This window comes from Burkholderia pyrrocinia, from assembly GCF_001028665.1.
In the GTDB taxonomy this organism is placed as follows: Bacteria; Pseudomonadota; Gammaproteobacteria; order Burkholderiales; family Burkholderiaceae; genus Burkholderia; species Burkholderia pyrrocinia.
Genome location: NZ_CP011503.1, coordinates 2,789,527 through 2,803,928 on the forward strand (window position 1 = coordinate 2,789,527; position 14,402 = coordinate 2,803,928).

Here is a 14,402-nt window from a genome sequence, read left to right on the forward strand (position 1 = left end):
GATCAGGCGATCGCCGTGTCGATCGTGATCGGATGCGTGAGGATCTTGTGTACCGGGCACGCGTTCGCGATCTGCAGCAGGCGCTCTCGTTGTTCGCCGGACAGGTCGCCTTCGAGCGTGATGCGGCGCACGATCGTGCTGCCCGCGCTGCCCGATTCGTGCGCGAGCTTCACGTGCACTTCGGCGAGCGGCCAGCCCTTGCGTTGCGCATACATTTTCAGCGTGATCGCGGTGCAGGCGCCGAGGCTCGACAGCAGCAGCGCGACGGGCGTCGGCGCCGCATCGCCGCCGCCGAGCGACGCCGGTTCGTCGGCGCGCCACTGGTGGACGCCATCGCTGAAGTGGACGAGGTAATCGACCGAGCCGATGCTCGCTTCGACGGACAGTTCGCTCATTGCAGTTCCATAGGGGAAAGGGGGAGGGCCGGCGGCGTGGCCGGACGTTACGGTTCGAGCAGCCGCTGCAGCCGCAGTTCCTCGAAATCGAGCTCCGATTCGATCCGGTGCAGCACCGTATCGTCGACCTTGCCGTCGCGATGCAGGTCGAGCAGCGCCTGGCGCGACACGCCGACGAGTTCGAGTTCCACACGCAGCATCCGCGCGCGCATGTCGGCCGGTTCGGCGCCGTGCCGATGCGCACGTTCGTTGAACGTAACGCGGTTCCGGTATTCGGCGAGCAGGCGATCGAGCGAAGGGCGCTCGAGGTTCGATCCGCGCTGCTCGAGCGCGTCGAGTTCGGCGAGCGCCGCGCCGAACGTATGCGCGCGCGCCGCATGCTCGGACATCGTGTGCCGCGCGGCGGGCCGCAGCTTCAGCACGCGGATCAGCGGCGCGAGCGTGCCGCCCTGCACGACGAGCGTCGCGATGATCAGCAGGAACGTGCTGAACAGGATCAGGTCGCGGCCGGGGAAGTTGCTCGGCAGCGCGATCGCGGCCGCGAGGCTCACGACGCCGCGCATGCCCGACCAGCTGAGCACGACGGCCTCGCGCCACGACCACGGCGCGTGGCCCGCGCGCGGCGCGCGCAGGCGGCCCGGCAGCCACATCGCGACGAACACCCACACGACGCGCGCACCGATCGCGGCGGCGGTGGCGGGCAGCGCGACGCGCAGGCCGGCCATCAGCACCGCGCCTTCGTGGTTCACGCGCGCGAGGATCGCATGCAGCGCGAGACCGATCAGGATGAACACGAGCGCATCGAGCACGAACACGATCGCTTCCCACGTCGCCTTCGCCTTGATCCGCAGGTCGGCGTCGAACACGCGATGCTGGCGCACGCCGAGCACGAGGCCGCAGGTCACCACCGACAGCACGCCCGAGCCGTCGACGGCTTCCGCGATCCCATAGCTGCCCCATGCCATCGCGAAGGTCACGACGATGCCGAGCATCGGGTCGCGCAGGCGCGGCAGCACCCAGCACATCGCATGGCCGCACGCGAGGCCGACCGCAATGCCGATCAGCGTGAGCGAGAAGAACAGGCCGGTGGCGCTCGCGGCCGTGATCGACACGGCGAGCGCGGCCGACACGGCCATCTGGTACAGCAGCAGGCCCGACGCATCGTTGACGAGGCTTTCGCCTTCGAGCACCGCGACGAGCCGCGCGGGCAGCGGGTAGCGCTGCAGGATCGCCTTCGCGGCCACCGCGTCGGGCGGCGACACGATCGCGCCGAGCGTGAAGCACGCGGCCCACGGCAGCGCCGGGTTCGCGGCATGCACGGCCACCGCGACCGCGACGGTCGTGAACGCCACCGCGCCGAGCGCGAGCGATGCGATCGATGCGAGCTCCTGCCTGAATTCCTTCCACGCGGTATAGAACCCGCTCGACATCAGCAGCGGCGGCAGCACGGCCGCAAGCAGCAGCGCCGGGTCCATGTCGGGCACGCGCTTGCCGGCGATCGCCACCACGCAGCCGCCGAGCAGCAGCACGACGGCCGGCGGAATCGAGATCCGTTCGGCGAGCCACGTGAGCGCGCCCGCGCCGCAGATCAACAGCAGCAGGTAGTGGAACAGCTCGACGTTGGTCATGCGCGGCCTGCGGCGATGGCGTGCATCACGACGGCTTGCGGTCGTTCGCGGCGCCGCCCGGCAGCGCGCCGAACATGTGCTGGCTGCATTGTGCGTCGCGCCACGCGGTATTCAGCCGGTGTCCGGAAAGCATCCGGCGCGCGACGGGCAGGATCTGTTCGCCGGCCAGCATGCCGAGCAGGCCGGTGAGCGCGATGATCGGCGGCGCCGGCGAATTCACGCCGAGCGCGCCGTAGATGGCACCGGCGAGGATACCGGCGAGCAGCGACAGAAAATACGGTTTCGTGATGAAAATCTCTCGTGATAGGCTGGTCGGGGGCGAATGGCGCGCCTTCAATGTGCTGGAAGCGTATCGGGTTTACGTGCGGAAAAGAAGGGCGGATTGCCCTTGCCAGACCTCTCTTTCGGAATTCGATCGATTCCGTTTCTTGGATGTTCGCACCGCGATTTTTCCGATTAAATGATTGCAACCGGAAGACGCAGATCCGGGCAACGCACAGTCGGCTCCTCGTGCTTTTGCATTCGAGGCAAGCCTTAACGTTTCCTGTCCAAAGGATGATTCGCGCCATGAGCAACCCCAAGCTTGAAGTCCTCACTCCCCAGAACAGCCAGTTGATCTTCATCGACCAGCAGCCGCAGATGGCGTTCGGCGTGCAATCGATCGATCGCCAGACGCTGAAGAACAACGTCGTCGGGCTCGCGAAGGCCGCGAAGGCCTTCAACATTCCGACCACGATCACGACGGTGGAGTCCGAAAGCTTCTCGGGTTACACCTATCCCGAACTGCTCGACGTGTTTCCGAACCAGAAGACGCTCGAACGCACGTCGATGAATTCGTGGGACGACCAGAAGGTGCGCGACGCGCTGGCCGCGAACGGCCGCAAGAAGGTGATCGTGTCGGGCCTGTGGACCGAAGTCTGCAATACGACGTTTGCGCTTTGCGCGATGCTCGAGGGCGACTACGAGATCTACATGGTGGCCGATGCATCGGGCGGCACGTCGAAGGACGCGCACGACTTCGCGATGCAACGGATGATCCAGGCCGGCGTGGTGCCCGTCACGTGGCAGCAGGTCGCGCTCGAGTGGCAGCGCGACTGGGCACGCCGCGACACCTACAACGCCGTGATGGCGATCGCGAAGGAGCACTCGGGCGCGTACGGGATGGGCGTCGATTACGCGTACACGATGGTCCACAAGGCCGAACAGCGCACCGCGACGCCGCACGAGTCGCTCGCGCCGGTTCCGGCGAAGTAACGGGCCCCGTGCCGCCGCATGTTCAAACGGGCGGCAGTGCCCACGGCGCACCTGTCAGATTCTCGACGAGAAAGTCGAGCAGGGCCGTCACACGCGCCGCTCGCAACATGCCGGGCGGCGTGACGAGGTTGACGTTGATGTCGGGGATTTTCCAGTCGTGCATCACTTCCTCGAGCTCGCCGCTTTGCAGCGCATCCCATACCAGGAACGCCGGTTGCAACGCGAGACCGTGGCCGGCGATCAGCGCAGGGCAGAGGACGTCGGCGTTGTTGGCGCGGATGCGCCCGCGCACGGGCACGCCGAATTCGTCGCCCGACGCCGTGTGGCGAAAGCGCCAGTATTCGGGTGTCGGTATGTTCGTGTAGGTCAGGCACACGTGCTGGTCGAGTTCGCTCGGATGGGTCGGCCGGCCGCGCCGGTCGAGATACGCAGGCGATGCGACGAGCGGCCGGCGCACGGCGCACAGGCGGCGCGCGCGCAGCGACGAATCGTTCAGTTCGGCGATCCGGATGGCGACGTCGAAGCCGCCGGACACGATGTCGACGAAGTGGTCCGTGAGCACGAGGTCGACGTCGACGCGCGGATAGCGCTCGAGAAACGCGGGCAGCAGCGGCGCGAGATTGCACAGGCCGTAGGACATCGGCGCGTTCACGCGCAGCAGGCCGTGCGGTTCGAGCGCGTGCGCGGACGCCTCGCCTTCGATCAGCTCGGCGTCGGCGAGCAGCCGGATCGCGCGATCGCGCAGCAGCTCGCCGGTCGGCGTGAGCGACAGCTTGCGTGACGTGCGGTACAGCAGCATCGAGCCCAGGCGTTTTTCGAGGCGCGCGATCGCTTTCGACACGGTCGGTTGCGTGATGCCGAGCAGGTCGGCGGCCTTGGCGAACGACCCGGTCTCCGCGACGCGCGCGAAGATGGCCCAGGCTTCGAGATCGGGAAGATGTTGCATGGCTGGAAAGCGTGGCAGGCAAGCGTAGCGGATTCGGCGACAGCGGATCGCGCCGCCGGCGCCCGGCGCCCGGCGCTCGGCGCTCGGCGCCCGGGCAGGCGGCAATGCGGGTCATTCTAATCCAGTCGGAAGGGATCGTATGGAATCGTATCTAGTTTCATTGGGCGCCGGCGTGTTGATCGGCGTCGTGTACAGCGTGATCAAGGTGCGCTCGCCCGCACCGCCGCTGATTGCACTGGTCGGGCTGGCCGGCATGCTGATCGGCGCAGGGGCCATCGCACCGGTCCGTCACTGGCTCGGCTTCTGATTGCATCGAGGACTCAATTGATGAGCGCAACCGACACTCAACCCGATCTCATCCTGCACAACGGGCGCATCACGACGCTCGATCGTGCGAACCCCGTCGCGACCGCCGTCGCGATCAAGGACGGCCGCTTCGTCGCGGTCGGCGGCAACGCGGACATCGTGCCGCTCGCCGGCCGCGCGACGAAGGTCGTCGACCTCGACGGCCGCACCGTGCTGCCGGGCCTGATCGACAACCATACGCACGTGATTCGCGGTGGCCTGAACTACAACATGGAGCTGCGCTGGGACGGCGTGCGTTCGCTTGCCGTCGCGATGGAGATGCTCAGGCGGCAGGTCGCGATCACGCCCGCGCCGCAGTGGGTGCGCGTGGTCGGCGGCTTCACCGAACACCAGTTCGCCGAGAAGCGGCTGCCGACGATCGACGAACTCAACGCGGCCGCGCCCGATACGCCGGTGTTCATCCTGCACCTGTACGACCGCGCGCTGCTGAACGCGGCCGCGCTGCGCGTGGTGGGCTACACGAAGGACACGCCGGAGCCGCCGGGCGGCACGATCCTGCGCGACGCCGCGGGCAACCCGACCGGGCTGCTGCTCGCGAACCCGAACGCGACGATCCTTTACGCGACGCTCGCGAAGGGACCGAAGCTGCCGTTCGAATACCAGTACAACTCGACGCGCCACTTCATGCGCGAACTGAACCGTCTCGGCGTGACGGGCGTGATCGATGCGGGTGGCGGTTCGCAGAATTATCCCGACGATTACGAAGTGATCCGCAAGCTGCACGACGCGGGCGAGATGACGATCCGGATCGCATATAACCTGTTCACGCAGAAGCCGAATGCGGAGAAGGAAGACTTCGTGAACTGGACCAAGAGCACGAAGTATCACGACGGCACCGACTATTTCCGCAACAACGGCGCGGGAGAAATGCTGGTGTTCTCGGCGGCCGATTTCGAGGACTTCCGCGTCGCGCGCCCGGACCTGCCGGCGCAGATGGAGGACGATCTCGAAGGCGTCGTGCGCGTGCTTGCACAGAACCGCTGGCCGTGGCGCATGCATGCGACCTATGATGAAACGATCAGCCGCGCGCTCGACGTGTTCGAAAAGGTCGACAAGGACATCCCGCTTGCCGGCCTGAACTGGTTCTTCGACCACGCGGAAACGATCTCCGAACAATCGATGGACCGCATCGCCGCGCTGGGCGGCGGCGTTGCGGTGCAGCACCGGATGGCGTACCAGGGCGAATACTTCGTCGAGCGCTACGGCGCGCAGGCAGCCGAAGCGACGCCGCCCGTTGCGAAGATGCTCGACAAGGGGCTCAAGGTCTCTGCCGGCACCGACGCGACGCGCGTCGCGTCGTACAACCCGTGGGTGTCGCTCGCGTGGCTCGTGACGGGCAAGACGGTCGGCGGCTTGCGCATGTACCCGCAGCGCAACCTGCTCGATCGCGAGACCGCGCTGCGGATGTGGACCGAATACGTGACGTGGTTCTCGAACGAGGAAGGGAAGAAAGGGCGCATCGCGGTCGGGCAGCTCGCCGACCTGATGGTCCCGGATCGCGATTTCTTCACATGTGCGGAGGACGATATCGTCGACACGACCGCGTTGCTGACGGTAGTTGGCGGAAAGATCGTATGGGGTGCGGGGCCGTTCGCGTCGCACGATGCGCCGATTCCGCCCGCGATGCCGGACTGGTCGCCCGTGCGCGAGTACGGCGGCTATGGCGGCTGGGGCGCGACGCAGCGCAACGGCGCGCCGCTGCAGCGTGCGGCCGCTGCCGCTGCCGCGACGTGCGGCTGCGCGAGCGCGTGCAACGTACACGCGCACGCGCATGCGAGCGCATGGGGCCGCGCGTTGCCGACGTCGGATGCGAAGGGCTTCTGGGGCGCGTTCGGCTGTTCGTGCTGGGCGGTCTGACATGGCGGCCTCGACCAACTCCGGCGGCTTCGACAATCCGGCGTGGGTCCGCGCGCTGCTGGTGCAGCCGTGGGTCCTGCCGCTCGTGCGCCTCGCGCTGGTATCCGCCTACCTGATCGGCGGCGTCGCGAAGGCGCTGGATTTCGACGGTGCGGTCGCCGAACAGGCGCATTTCGGCCTGCATCCGGCCGCGCTCTGGGCGGCGCTTGCGATCGCGGTCGAGATCGCCGGCTCGCTGTGCGTGGTGTTTCGACGCTTCACGTGGCTCGGCGCCGGCAGCCTCGGCATGCTGACGCTGGTCGCGATGGCGGTGGCGAACGATTTCTGGAACCGCACGGGCGCCGAGCATTTCATGGCGCTCAACAGCTTTTTCGAGCATCTCGGGCTGATCGCCGCACTCGTGCTCGCGACGCTGCTCGCCGATGCGAAGCACCCGGCCAGCGACGGCCGTGCCACACGATGACGATGAAACAACAAGGAAATCCTGTGATGAAAACGATTCGTTCCGCTTTGCTCGCGCTTGCGATCGCCGCCGGCCTCGTCGCGGCGCCGGCGTCGTTCGCGAAGCCGCCCGTGCCGCCGGCGGCCACGCCGACGCTTGCCGTCGGGCCGCAATACGACACGACGCACGTGTACGTGGCACCCGAGGATTTCGATCGCTTCGCCGACAGCTTTGTCGCGACGTTCGGCGGCAGCAAGTCGAAGCAGGGCGTGTTCCAGGTCACGCCAACTCCGAGCCAGACGATGTCGCAACTCGTTTTCACGCCGTCCGGCACGATCTCCGTGTTCGGTTTCAAGACGCCGGTGCCCTGGCCGTTCGGCGCGGAGCGCACGGGTTATCTCGTCACCGACATGGACGCGGCGATGAAGGTGGCGCGCGAGCACGGCGCGGAAGTGATCGTCGACACGTTCCCCGATCCGATCGGCCGCGATGCGGTGATCGCGTGGACGGGCGGCGTGAAGATGCAGCTCTACTGGCACACGCAGGCGCCGAACTACGAGGCGCTGCAGACCATCCCCGAGAATCGCGTGTATGTGTCGCCGCAGAGCGTGCGCAAGTTCGTCCACGATTTCGTCAAGTTCTCGAACGGCAAGGTGGTGTCCGACAACCTCAAGGCGCCCGGCATCGAGATCGGCCGGCCGAACGATACCTATCGCCGCATTCGCATCACGTCGGGCTTCGGCAAGATGACCGTGCTCGTGACCGACGGCCAACTGCCGTACCCGTACGGACGCGAGATGACCGGCTACGAAGTGTCCGACCTGGCCGCGACGCTGAAGAAGGCGCAGGCCGCGGGCGTGAACGTGCTCGTGCCGTCGTACACCGCGGACGGGCGTGACGCGGCGTTGGTCCGGTTCCCGGGCGGCTACGTCGCCGAGATCCACGCGAGCGCGGCACGATGAAGCACGAAGACACGATCCTTGCCGCGGTGGCCGGCTTCGTCGACACGCTGAGCTTCGTCGCGCTGTTCGGGCTGTTCACCGCGCACGTGACCGGCAACTTCGTGCTGATCGGCGCGGGCGTAGCGGGGTTCGGGCAGGGCATCCTGTTGAAGCTCAGCGTGTTTCCCGCGTTCGTGTGCGGCGTCGTCGCGAGCAGCCTGATTGCGCGCGCGCTTGCCGGGCGGCCCGCATGGCAGGGCACGCGCGTGCTGCATGCGGTACAGGCCGTGCTGCTGCTCGGCTTCTGCGCGGCCGGCGTATGGGCGACGCCCGTGACGCAATCCGACAGCCTGCCGGTGTTGCTGGCCGGCATCGTCGGCACGTTCGCGATGGGCGTGCAGAACGCGCATCCGCGCGTGATCGCGCGCGCCGGCGTGCCGAACACGGTGATGACCGGCAATGTCACGCAGGCGATCCTCGACGTCGTCGACATGCTGTCCGCCGGCACGGCCGACAGCGTGCGCGCGACGGCACGCGCGCGCTTCGCGAAGATGCTGCCGGCGATTGTCGCGTTCGCGCTCGGCGCGATATGCGGCGCGCTGGGTTTTCGCCATGTCGGGTTCTGGGCGCTGCTCGTGCCCGCCGGTGCGCTCGCGGTGCTGGCGGCATGCGCGGGGATGTCCGCCCGCACCGTTACGCAGGAGCATGCATGATCGTGTGGCGTGGAGGGGCGCGTCGCGACCGCGCGGGGCGAGCGGGCCGGACCGACGCACGTGGTCGCGGGCGGATGGCCGCGACAAGCGGGCGGCGTACCGCGACGACACGAGGCAGCCGCTTCGACCGGGTCGCCCGCGCGTCGGTTGTCGCGGGGCTGCTGCTCGCGGGTGCCGATGCGGTGTTCGCGGACACGGCGACGGTATCGGCGGCAGCCGACAGCGCGCCTGCATCGACGTGCACGGCAAAGCGGCCGACCGTGCTGTTCAACCGCTGGCAGGAAGACTGGTCGGTGCTCGCGAATCCATGCGTGCCGCGCGCGCCGCTCGACGGGCTGAAATACATCCCGCTCGGCAACGATCCGGCCTCCTATCTGTCGCTCGGCGTGAACCTGCGCGAGCGCGTCGAGAGCAACAACGCGCCGCTGTTCGGCATCGGCTCCGCGCAATCGGATACATACCTGATCCAGCGTGTCGAAGTACATGCCGATGCGCATCTCGGCCAGCACTGGCAGTTCTTCGTGCAGTTGCAGGACGACCGCGCGTTCGGCAAGAACACGATCACGCCGGTCGACAAGAACCCGCTCGATCTCGAACAGGCGTTTGCGACCTACACGGGTGCGCTCGGCGGCGGCACGTTCAAGTTCCGCGTCGGCCGCCAGGAGATGGCGTTCGATTTGCAGCGCTTCATCGCCGCGCGTGACGGCCCGAACGTGCGGCAGGCGTTCGATGCGGTGTGGGCTGACTACGAATACCAGAAATGGCGCTTCATCGCATACGCGACGCAGCCGGTGCAGAACCGCACCGTGTCCGCGTTCGACGACGTGTCGAACCGCGACCTCACGTTCAGCGGCGTGCGCGTCGAGCGGCAGTCGGTCGGGCCCGGCGACCTGTCGGGCTACTGGTCGCGCTACAACCGCAGCAACGCGCGTTTTCTCGACGCGAGCGGCGCCGAGCGCCGCGATGTGTGGGACGTACGCTACACGGGCACGCAGGGCCGCTTCGATTGGGATCTCGAAACGATGCTGCAGACGGGCACGGTCGGCAGCAGCTCGATCCGCGCATGGGCCGTCGGTTCGATCGCCGGCTACCGGCTCGACGCGCCGTGGTCGCCGCGCGTCGCGCTGCAGGTCGACGCGGCGTCGGGCGACCGGCATCCGCACGACGGCCGCGTCGGCACCTTCAATCCGCTGTTCCCGAACGGCTATTACTTCACGCTTGCCGGCTACACGGGTTACTCGAACCTGATCCACGTGAAGCCGTCGGTGACGCTGAAGCCGTCGTCGAACCTGTCGTTGCTCGGCGCGCTCGGTTTCCAGTGGCGCGAGACGACCGGCGACGCCGTCTACCAGCAGGGCAATGCCGTGGTGCCGGGCACGGCCGGCAAGGGCGGGTTGTGGACGGGGATGTACGTGCAGCTGCGTGCGGACTGGACGATCGCCGCGAACCTGATCGGCGCGGTCGAGGCCGTGCATTTCCAGGTCGGCGACGCGATCCGGCAGGCGGGCGGGCACAACGCCGACTATGTCGGCGTCGAGCTCAAGTACGGCTGGTGACGAACGGGCGCGGCAACGCGCACCCATGGAAAAAGGGCGGCCGCAAGGCCGCCCTTCGTTCGTCCGGGCCGGCAACGCCGCCGGCCCGTCCGGCGCGATGCCGTTACAGGTTCGGCGACAGCGCGAGCGCGTTCGTCAGGTCGCCCATCGGCTGCGCGCCGTTGGCCTTCAGCGCGTCGTCGCGCTGTTGCAGGCCCGCGAGGCGCGGCAGCGAGAAGCGGCGCGTGATGAAGCGCAGGATCGAGCCCGTGTCGTACTGCGTGTGGTCGACGAAGCCCTTCTTCGAATACGGCGACACGATCAGCGCCGGAATGCGCGTGCCCGGACCCCAGCGGTCGGCGGTCGGCGGCGTGGCGTGATCCCAGAAGCCGCCGTTTTCGTCGTACGTGACGACCACGACCATGTTCTTCCACTGCGGGCTCGCCTGCAGGTGCGCGATCACGTCGGCGATGTGCTGGTCCCCGGAGGTGACGTCCGTGTAGCCCGGGTGCTCGTTCAGGTTGCCCTGCGGCTTGTAGAACGCGACCTGCGGCAGCGTGCCGGCGTCGATCGCCTTGATGAACTCGGCGCCGTTCGCGCCGCCGTCGAGCAGGTGCTGCGCGCGGTTCGCGGAGCCCGGCGCCTGGTTCGCGAAGTAGTTGAACGGCTGGTGGTGCGGCTGGAAGTTCGGCGTCGACAGGTCGGCGCCGTAGATCACGTTCGACGTGCCGTTCTGGCTCGCCTGCAGCGCCTGGCCCCACGCGCCGCCATACCATGCCCACGTCACGTTCGCACTGGTCAGCAGGTCGCCGATGTTGGTCGCCGTCTGCGCCGGCATCGTCGAGGCATTGGCCGGGTCGGCGAGCAGCGGGTCGCCGCCCGTGGCTGCCTTGTTGCCGCTCGGCTGATACGGCGGCTGCATCGTGTTGACCGCGAAGAAGTCGGGCGTGATCGCGCCGTCGTTGACGAACTTCGGCGGGCCGCTCAGCGCGGACGCGGGCGAGTTCGTGGCAACCTTCAGCGACTTGCCGTCCGCGTTCAGCACGGCGATCTTGCCGGCCGCGGGGCTCGTGTTCGCGTTCGCGTAGAACGGCGCGCACGCGCAGATCAGGTACTGGTGGTTCAGGAACGAGCCGCCGAACGCGCCCATGAAGAAGTTGTCGGCGAGCACGTACTGCTGCGCGATCTTCCACAGCGGCAGCTTCGACGGATCCGGCGTGTAGTGGCCCATCGTCAGGCCACCCGCATCGGTCCACGCGGCGTACATGTCGTTCTTGCCGCCGTTGATCTGCATCTGGTCCTGGTAGAAGCGGTGCACGATGTCGCGCGTCGCGATGCTCATCGACTGGTTGAAGCCTTTCGGATCGTCGATCGCGAACGGCGCGTTCGGCAGGTTCGCCGTCATCGCCTCGGTGACGGCCGGCGTGATGCCGGTCGCGGTCAGGCCGCCCCAGACCTTCGGCAGCGTCGCCATCGTCGAGCCGTCGCGATCCTTCTGCACCGAGTTCGCGGCCGTTGCGTTCTGCAGGCCGTTCGCGCCCGGGAAGTTGCCGTACAGGTTGTCGAAGCTGCGGTTTTCCGCGTAGATCACGACAACGTTCTTGACGGCCGACAGGCCCTGTTGCGTGACGTCGTCGCCGCCGCAGGCGGTCAGGCTGAGCGCGGCCGCGAGGGCGATCGGCGTGTAGCGAATCCAGGCGTGCTTCTTCATGCGATGTTCTCTCTTTCGTCGTTGGTCGCGTGTGGGAACCGGGTTGGCGTAGGGTCGGCGCGGTAGGGCGCCGGGCGCCGACCGGCTGCGCGCATTATCTGGAACCCATTTGACAGGCGGGTGTAGGGGTGCTTTCAATTGACTGTCGGTGGAACGTCATGCGACGGTCACGGAACTGACATAAGCTCCGGCCGATTGCCCACCGCTACCCATAGAACGACGATGCCCACCACCCCGAAATCCTTTGCGTCCGCGCGATCGTTGATCCATGCCGCGGCGGCCCTGGCGCTGGCTGCCGGGCTCGCGGCGCTCGCCGGTTGCGATGCAAAGCCCGGCGCGAGCACGTCGGCCGCGTCCGTCGTGCCGGCCGCCCAGGCCGCCCCGGCCGCGCCCGCGGTCGCACCGGCCAGCCAGCCGCAGACGCGTGCGCAGGTGTTCGAGGGCGTGAAGCAGATGACGGCGCTCGGCAAGCAACTGTTCTTCGATCCGTCGCTGTCGGGCTCCGGCAAGCTCGCGTGCGCGTCGTGCCACAGCGCCGAACATGCGTTCGGGCCGCCGAACGCGCTGTCGGTGCAGCTCGGCGGCGACGACATGCATCGCACCGGGTTCCGCGCGGTGCCGTCGCTGAAGTACGTGCGCGGCATCCCGCCGTTCAGCGAGCACTTCCACGATTCTCCCGACGAGGGCGACGAAAGCATCGACGCGGGCCCGACCGGCGGGCTGACGTGGGACGGCCGCGTCGACACCCGCGACGCGCAGGCGCGCATTCCGCTCCTGTCGCCGTTCGAGATGAGCAGCTCGCCGGCGCGGGTTGCGCAAGCGGTGCGCGCGGCGCCGTATGCGGATGCGTTCCGCAACGCGTTCGGCGAGCGGGTGCTCGGCGATGATCAGGCGATCTTCGACGCGGTGTTGCGTGCGCTCGATGCGTTCCAGCAGCAGCCTGCGCTGTTCGATCCGTACACGAGCAAGTACGACGCGTACCTGGCCGGCCGCGCGCAGCTCACGCCCGCCGAGTTGCACGGGCTGCAACTGTTCAACGACGAGAAGAAGGGCAATTGCGCGAGCTGCCACATCAGCCAGCGCACGCTTGAAGGCGGCCCGCCGCAGTTCAGCGATTTCGGGCTGATCGCGATCGCGGTGCCGCGCAACCGCGCGCTGCCCGTCAACCGCGACCCGCGCTTCCACGATCTCGGCGCGTGCGGCCCCGAGCGCACCGACCTGAAGGGCCGCGACGAATTCTGCGGGCTGTTCCGCACGCCGTCGCTGCGCAACGTCGCGCTGCGCAAGACGTTCTTCCACAACGGCGTGTATCACTCGCTCGAGGACGTGATGCGCTTCTACGTCGAGCGCGACATTCATCCGGAGAAGTTCTACCCGGTCGTGCACGGCAGGGTGCAGATCTACGACGACCTGCCGAAGCGCTACTGGCCGAACATCAACCGCGAACCGCCGTTCGACCGCAAGCGCGGCGAGCAGCCGGCGCTGAACGCAGCCGAGATCAAGGACGTGATCGCGTTCCTCGGTACGCTGACTGACGGATATCAACCGGGGTCGACGCAGGCGGCCCGCTAAAAGCGTCGCACGCCGCACGCATGCTATGCTCGCTCGCTGACGGGCGTGGCGCGTGCCGGTTCGCCGGCATGCACCGCGCCGTTCGATCGAACATCCAAGGAGAACAACATGTCGATGCGTGCATCCCTTTCCATCGTCACGCGTGTGCTGGCCGGCGCTGCGTGCGCAGCCGCGATGCTGCCCGCCCATGCGCAGAACAACCTGAACTTTCTGACCAACACGCCGCTCAGCTATTTCAGCAAGGCTGACACGGCGTCGCTGTCGAAGGCCGCCGAGAAGGTGCGCGACGAAGGCAAGGACGGCGAGACGACGACGTGGCAGAACAGCGGCAGCCGTACGCAGATCGAAGCGAAGCTCACGCCGACCACGACCGAGACGGACGGCAAGACCTGCCGCGTCATCACCACCGACATCACCGCGAAGGGCCAGGCGATGACGCTCAAGCCCGTCTACTGCAAGACGGCCGCGGGCAAGTGGCAATTGCAGAAGCACTGAGCACGCGTGTGATGAAGCGGGGCGGCGCGCCGCGCACGGTATCGTGCGGCGTCGTGATCCTCGATGCGGCCGGCCGCGTGTTTCTCGCGCACGCGACGGACACCACGCACTGGGACATCCCGAAGGGACAAGGCGAGCCCGGCGAGACGCCGGCCGACGCCGCGCTGCGCGAGCTGCTCGAGGAAACCGGCATCGAATTCGCGCCGGCGCGGCTGCTCGATCTCGGCCGCTTCGCGTACCGGCACGACAAGGACCTGCACCTGTTCGCGGTGCAGGTGGCGGACGGCGAGATCGATCCCGCGCACTGCACGTGCACGTCGCTGTTCCCGAGCCGTCGCGACGGCTCGATGATTCCCGAGATGGATGCGTACCGCTGGACCGTGCCGGGCGAGATCGACGCGTATGCGAGCCGCAGCCTCGCGCGGCTGTTTCGCACGAAGCTGTCGCTGGCGGAACTGCATCGGCGGCTGTCGGGTGCGTGAACGAACGCGATGGCTACCGCCGCCGCATTGCCTGGCTTCGCTTCGATGCATGCAATAAAAAAACC

The 14,402-nt window shown here is 67.7% G+C and carries 15 protein-coding genes; 10 read left to right on the forward strand and 5 right to left on the reverse strand.

Features of this window, described 5'->3' with window-relative positions; all coding sequences use genetic code 11:
• Positions 1-2: 2 nt before the first annotated feature.
• Genes ABD05_RS12750 through ABD05_RS12760 form a run of 3 tightly spaced genes read right to left on the reverse strand, consistent with a single transcriptional unit; the run spans position 3 to position 2,312 of the window.
• The gene (locus ABD05_RS12750; RefSeq protein ID WP_047900437.1) at positions 3-395 is read right to left on the reverse strand and encodes an OsmC family protein; all 393 of its coding nucleotides are present in this window, start codon (positions 393-395) and stop codon (positions 3-5) included.
• Positions 396-442: 47 nt separating this feature from the next.
• Positions 443-2,023 carry a cation:proton antiporter gene (locus tag ABD05_RS12755; protein WP_047900438.1) on the reverse strand — a complete coding sequence of 527 codons (1,581 nt, stop codon included), beginning with the start codon at positions 2,021-2,023 and terminating at the stop codon, positions 443-445.
• A 25-nt stretch (positions 2,024-2,048) separates the two neighbouring features.
• Positions 2,049-2,312, reverse strand: a complete 264-nt coding sequence (locus tag ABD05_RS12760) for a XapX domain-containing protein (protein WP_047901194.1) — start codon at positions 2,310-2,312, stop codon at positions 2,049-2,051.
• Positions 2,313-2,590: 278 nt separating this feature from the next.
• On the opposite strand from ABD05_RS12760, the gene ABD05_RS12765 reads away from it, so the two are divergent.
• Complete coding sequence (locus ABD05_RS12765) at positions 2,591-3,277, forward strand: hydrolase (RefSeq protein WP_047901195.1); 687 nt, start codon at positions 2,591-2,593, stop codon at positions 3,275-3,277.
• A gap of 22 nt (positions 3,278-3,299) precedes the next feature.
• Here ABD05_RS12765 and ABD05_RS12770 read toward each other — a convergent pair whose 3' ends face one another.
• Positions 3,300-4,223, reverse strand: coding sequence for a LysR family transcriptional regulator (locus tag ABD05_RS12770; protein ID WP_047900439.1), 924 nt, complete (start codon positions 4,221-4,223; stop codon positions 3,300-3,302).
• A gap of 139 nt (positions 4,224-4,362) precedes the next feature.
• On the opposite strand from ABD05_RS12770, the gene ABD05_RS12775 reads away from it, so the two are divergent.
• The 6 genes from ABD05_RS12775 (at position 4,363) to ABD05_RS12800 (ending at position 10,098) form a co-directional block, all read left to right on the forward strand.
• Positions 4,363-4,530 (forward strand): DUF1427 family protein, encoded by a 168-nt coding sequence (locus ABD05_RS12775; protein ID WP_047900440.1) that lies wholly within the window; start codon positions 4,363-4,365, stop codon positions 4,528-4,530.
• 20 nt (positions 4,531-4,550) lie between these two features.
• The gene (locus ABD05_RS12780; protein WP_047900441.1) at positions 4,551-6,446 is read left to right on the forward strand and encodes an amidohydrolase; all 1,896 of its coding nucleotides are present in this window, start codon (positions 4,551-4,553) and stop codon (positions 6,444-6,446) included.
• Position 6,447: 1 nt separating this feature from the next.
• Complete coding sequence (locus tag ABD05_RS12785) at positions 6,448-6,909, forward strand: DoxX family protein (RefSeq protein ID WP_047900442.1); 462 nt, start codon at positions 6,448-6,450, stop codon at positions 6,907-6,909.
• A 26-nt stretch (positions 6,910-6,935) separates the two neighbouring features.
• Positions 6,936-7,850, forward strand: a complete 915-nt coding sequence (locus ABD05_RS12790; RefSeq protein ID WP_047900443.1) for a VOC family protein — start codon at positions 6,936-6,938, stop codon at positions 7,848-7,850.
• Positions 7,847-8,542, forward strand: a complete 696-nt coding sequence (locus tag ABD05_RS12795) for a YoaK family protein (RefSeq protein ID WP_047900444.1) — start codon at positions 7,847-7,849, stop codon at positions 8,540-8,542. Before ABD05_RS12790 ends, ABD05_RS12795 begins: the two co-directional genes overlap by 4 nt.
• A 74-nt stretch (positions 8,543-8,616) precedes the next feature.
• Entirely contained in the window at positions 8,617-10,098 is a 1,482-nt protein-coding gene (locus ABD05_RS12800) for an alginate export family protein (RefSeq protein ID WP_047900445.1), read from the forward strand.
• A 103-nt stretch (positions 10,099-10,201) separates the two neighbouring features.
• On the opposite strand, the gene ABD05_RS12805 is transcribed toward ABD05_RS12800, so the two are convergent.
• Positions 10,202-11,788: an acid phosphatase gene (locus ABD05_RS12805; protein ID WP_047900446.1), complete on the reverse strand. Its 1,587-nt coding sequence runs from the start codon at positions 11,786-11,788 to the stop codon at positions 10,202-10,204.
• A gap of 222 nt (positions 11,789-12,010) precedes the next feature.
• Here ABD05_RS12805 and ABD05_RS12810 point away from each other — a divergent pair, with 222 nt between their 5' ends.
• The 3 genes from ABD05_RS12810 (at position 12,011) to ABD05_RS12820 (ending at position 14,337) form a co-directional block, all read left to right on the forward strand.
• On the forward strand, positions 12,011-13,360 hold the full coding sequence (locus ABD05_RS12810) for a cytochrome-c peroxidase (protein ID WP_047900447.1): 1,350 nt from the start codon (positions 12,011-12,013) through the stop codon (positions 13,358-13,360).
• A gap of 108 nt (positions 13,361-13,468) precedes the next feature.
• The gene (locus ABD05_RS12815) at positions 13,469-13,855 is read left to right on the forward strand and encodes an RT0821/Lpp0805 family surface protein (protein ID WP_047900448.1); all 387 of its coding nucleotides are present in this window, start codon (positions 13,469-13,471) and stop codon (positions 13,853-13,855) included.
• Positions 13,856-13,866: 11 nt separating this feature from the next.
• Positions 13,867-14,337 carry an NUDIX hydrolase gene (locus ABD05_RS12820; protein WP_047900449.1) on the forward strand — a complete coding sequence of 157 codons (471 nt, stop codon included), beginning with the start codon at positions 13,867-13,869 and terminating at the stop codon, positions 14,335-14,337.
• Positions 14,338-14,402 lie beyond the last annotated feature (65 nt).

Excerpts from the sequence above, each read along its gene's own strand:
- ABD05_RS12780 (WP_047900441.1), top strand. The coding sequence starts at position 4,551 with ATGAGCGCAACCGACACTCAACCCGATCTCATCCTGCACAACGGGCGC.
- ABD05_RS12820 (WP_047900449.1), top strand. The coding sequence starts at position 13,867 with ATGAAGCGGGGCGGCGCGCCGCGCACGGTATCGTGCGGCGTCGTGATC.
- ABD05_RS12805 (WP_047900446.1), bottom strand. The coding sequence starts at position 11,788 with ATGAAGAAGCACGCCTGGATTCGCTACACGCCGATCGCCCTCGCGGCC.
- ABD05_RS12765 (WP_047901195.1), top strand. The coding sequence starts at position 2,591 with ATGAGCAACCCCAAGCTTGAAGTCCTCACTCCCCAGAACAGCCAGTTG.
- ABD05_RS12810 (WP_047900447.1), top strand. The coding sequence starts at position 12,011 with ATGCCCACCACCCCGAAATCCTTTGCGTCCGCGCGATCGTTGATCCAT.
- ABD05_RS12800 (WP_047900445.1), top strand. The coding sequence starts at position 8,617 with ATGGCCGCGACAAGCGGGCGGCGTACCGCGACGACACGAGGCAGCCGC.
- ABD05_RS12755 (WP_047900438.1), bottom strand. The coding sequence starts at position 2,023 with ATGACCAACGTCGAGCTGTTCCACTACCTGCTGCTGTTGATCTGCGGC.
- ABD05_RS12770 (WP_047900439.1), bottom strand. The coding sequence starts at position 4,223 with ATGCAACATCTTCCCGATCTCGAAGCCTGGGCCATCTTCGCGCGCGTC.
- ABD05_RS12750 (WP_047900437.1), bottom strand. The coding sequence starts at position 395 with ATGAGCGAACTGTCCGTCGAAGCGAGCATCGGCTCGGTCGATTACCTC.
- ABD05_RS12815 (WP_047900448.1), top strand. The coding sequence starts at position 13,469 with ATGTCGATGCGTGCATCCCTTTCCATCGTCACGCGTGTGCTGGCCGGC.
- ABD05_RS12790 (WP_047900443.1), top strand. The coding sequence starts at position 6,936 with ATGAAAACGATTCGTTCCGCTTTGCTCGCGCTTGCGATCGCCGCCGGC.
- ABD05_RS12775 (WP_047900440.1), top strand. The coding sequence starts at position 4,363 with ATGGAATCGTATCTAGTTTCATTGGGCGCCGGCGTGTTGATCGGCGTC.
- ABD05_RS12785 (WP_047900442.1), top strand. The coding sequence starts at position 6,448 with ATGGCGGCCTCGACCAACTCCGGCGGCTTCGACAATCCGGCGTGGGTC.
- ABD05_RS12795 (WP_047900444.1), top strand. The coding sequence starts at position 7,847 with ATGAAGCACGAAGACACGATCCTTGCCGCGGTGGCCGGCTTCGTCGAC.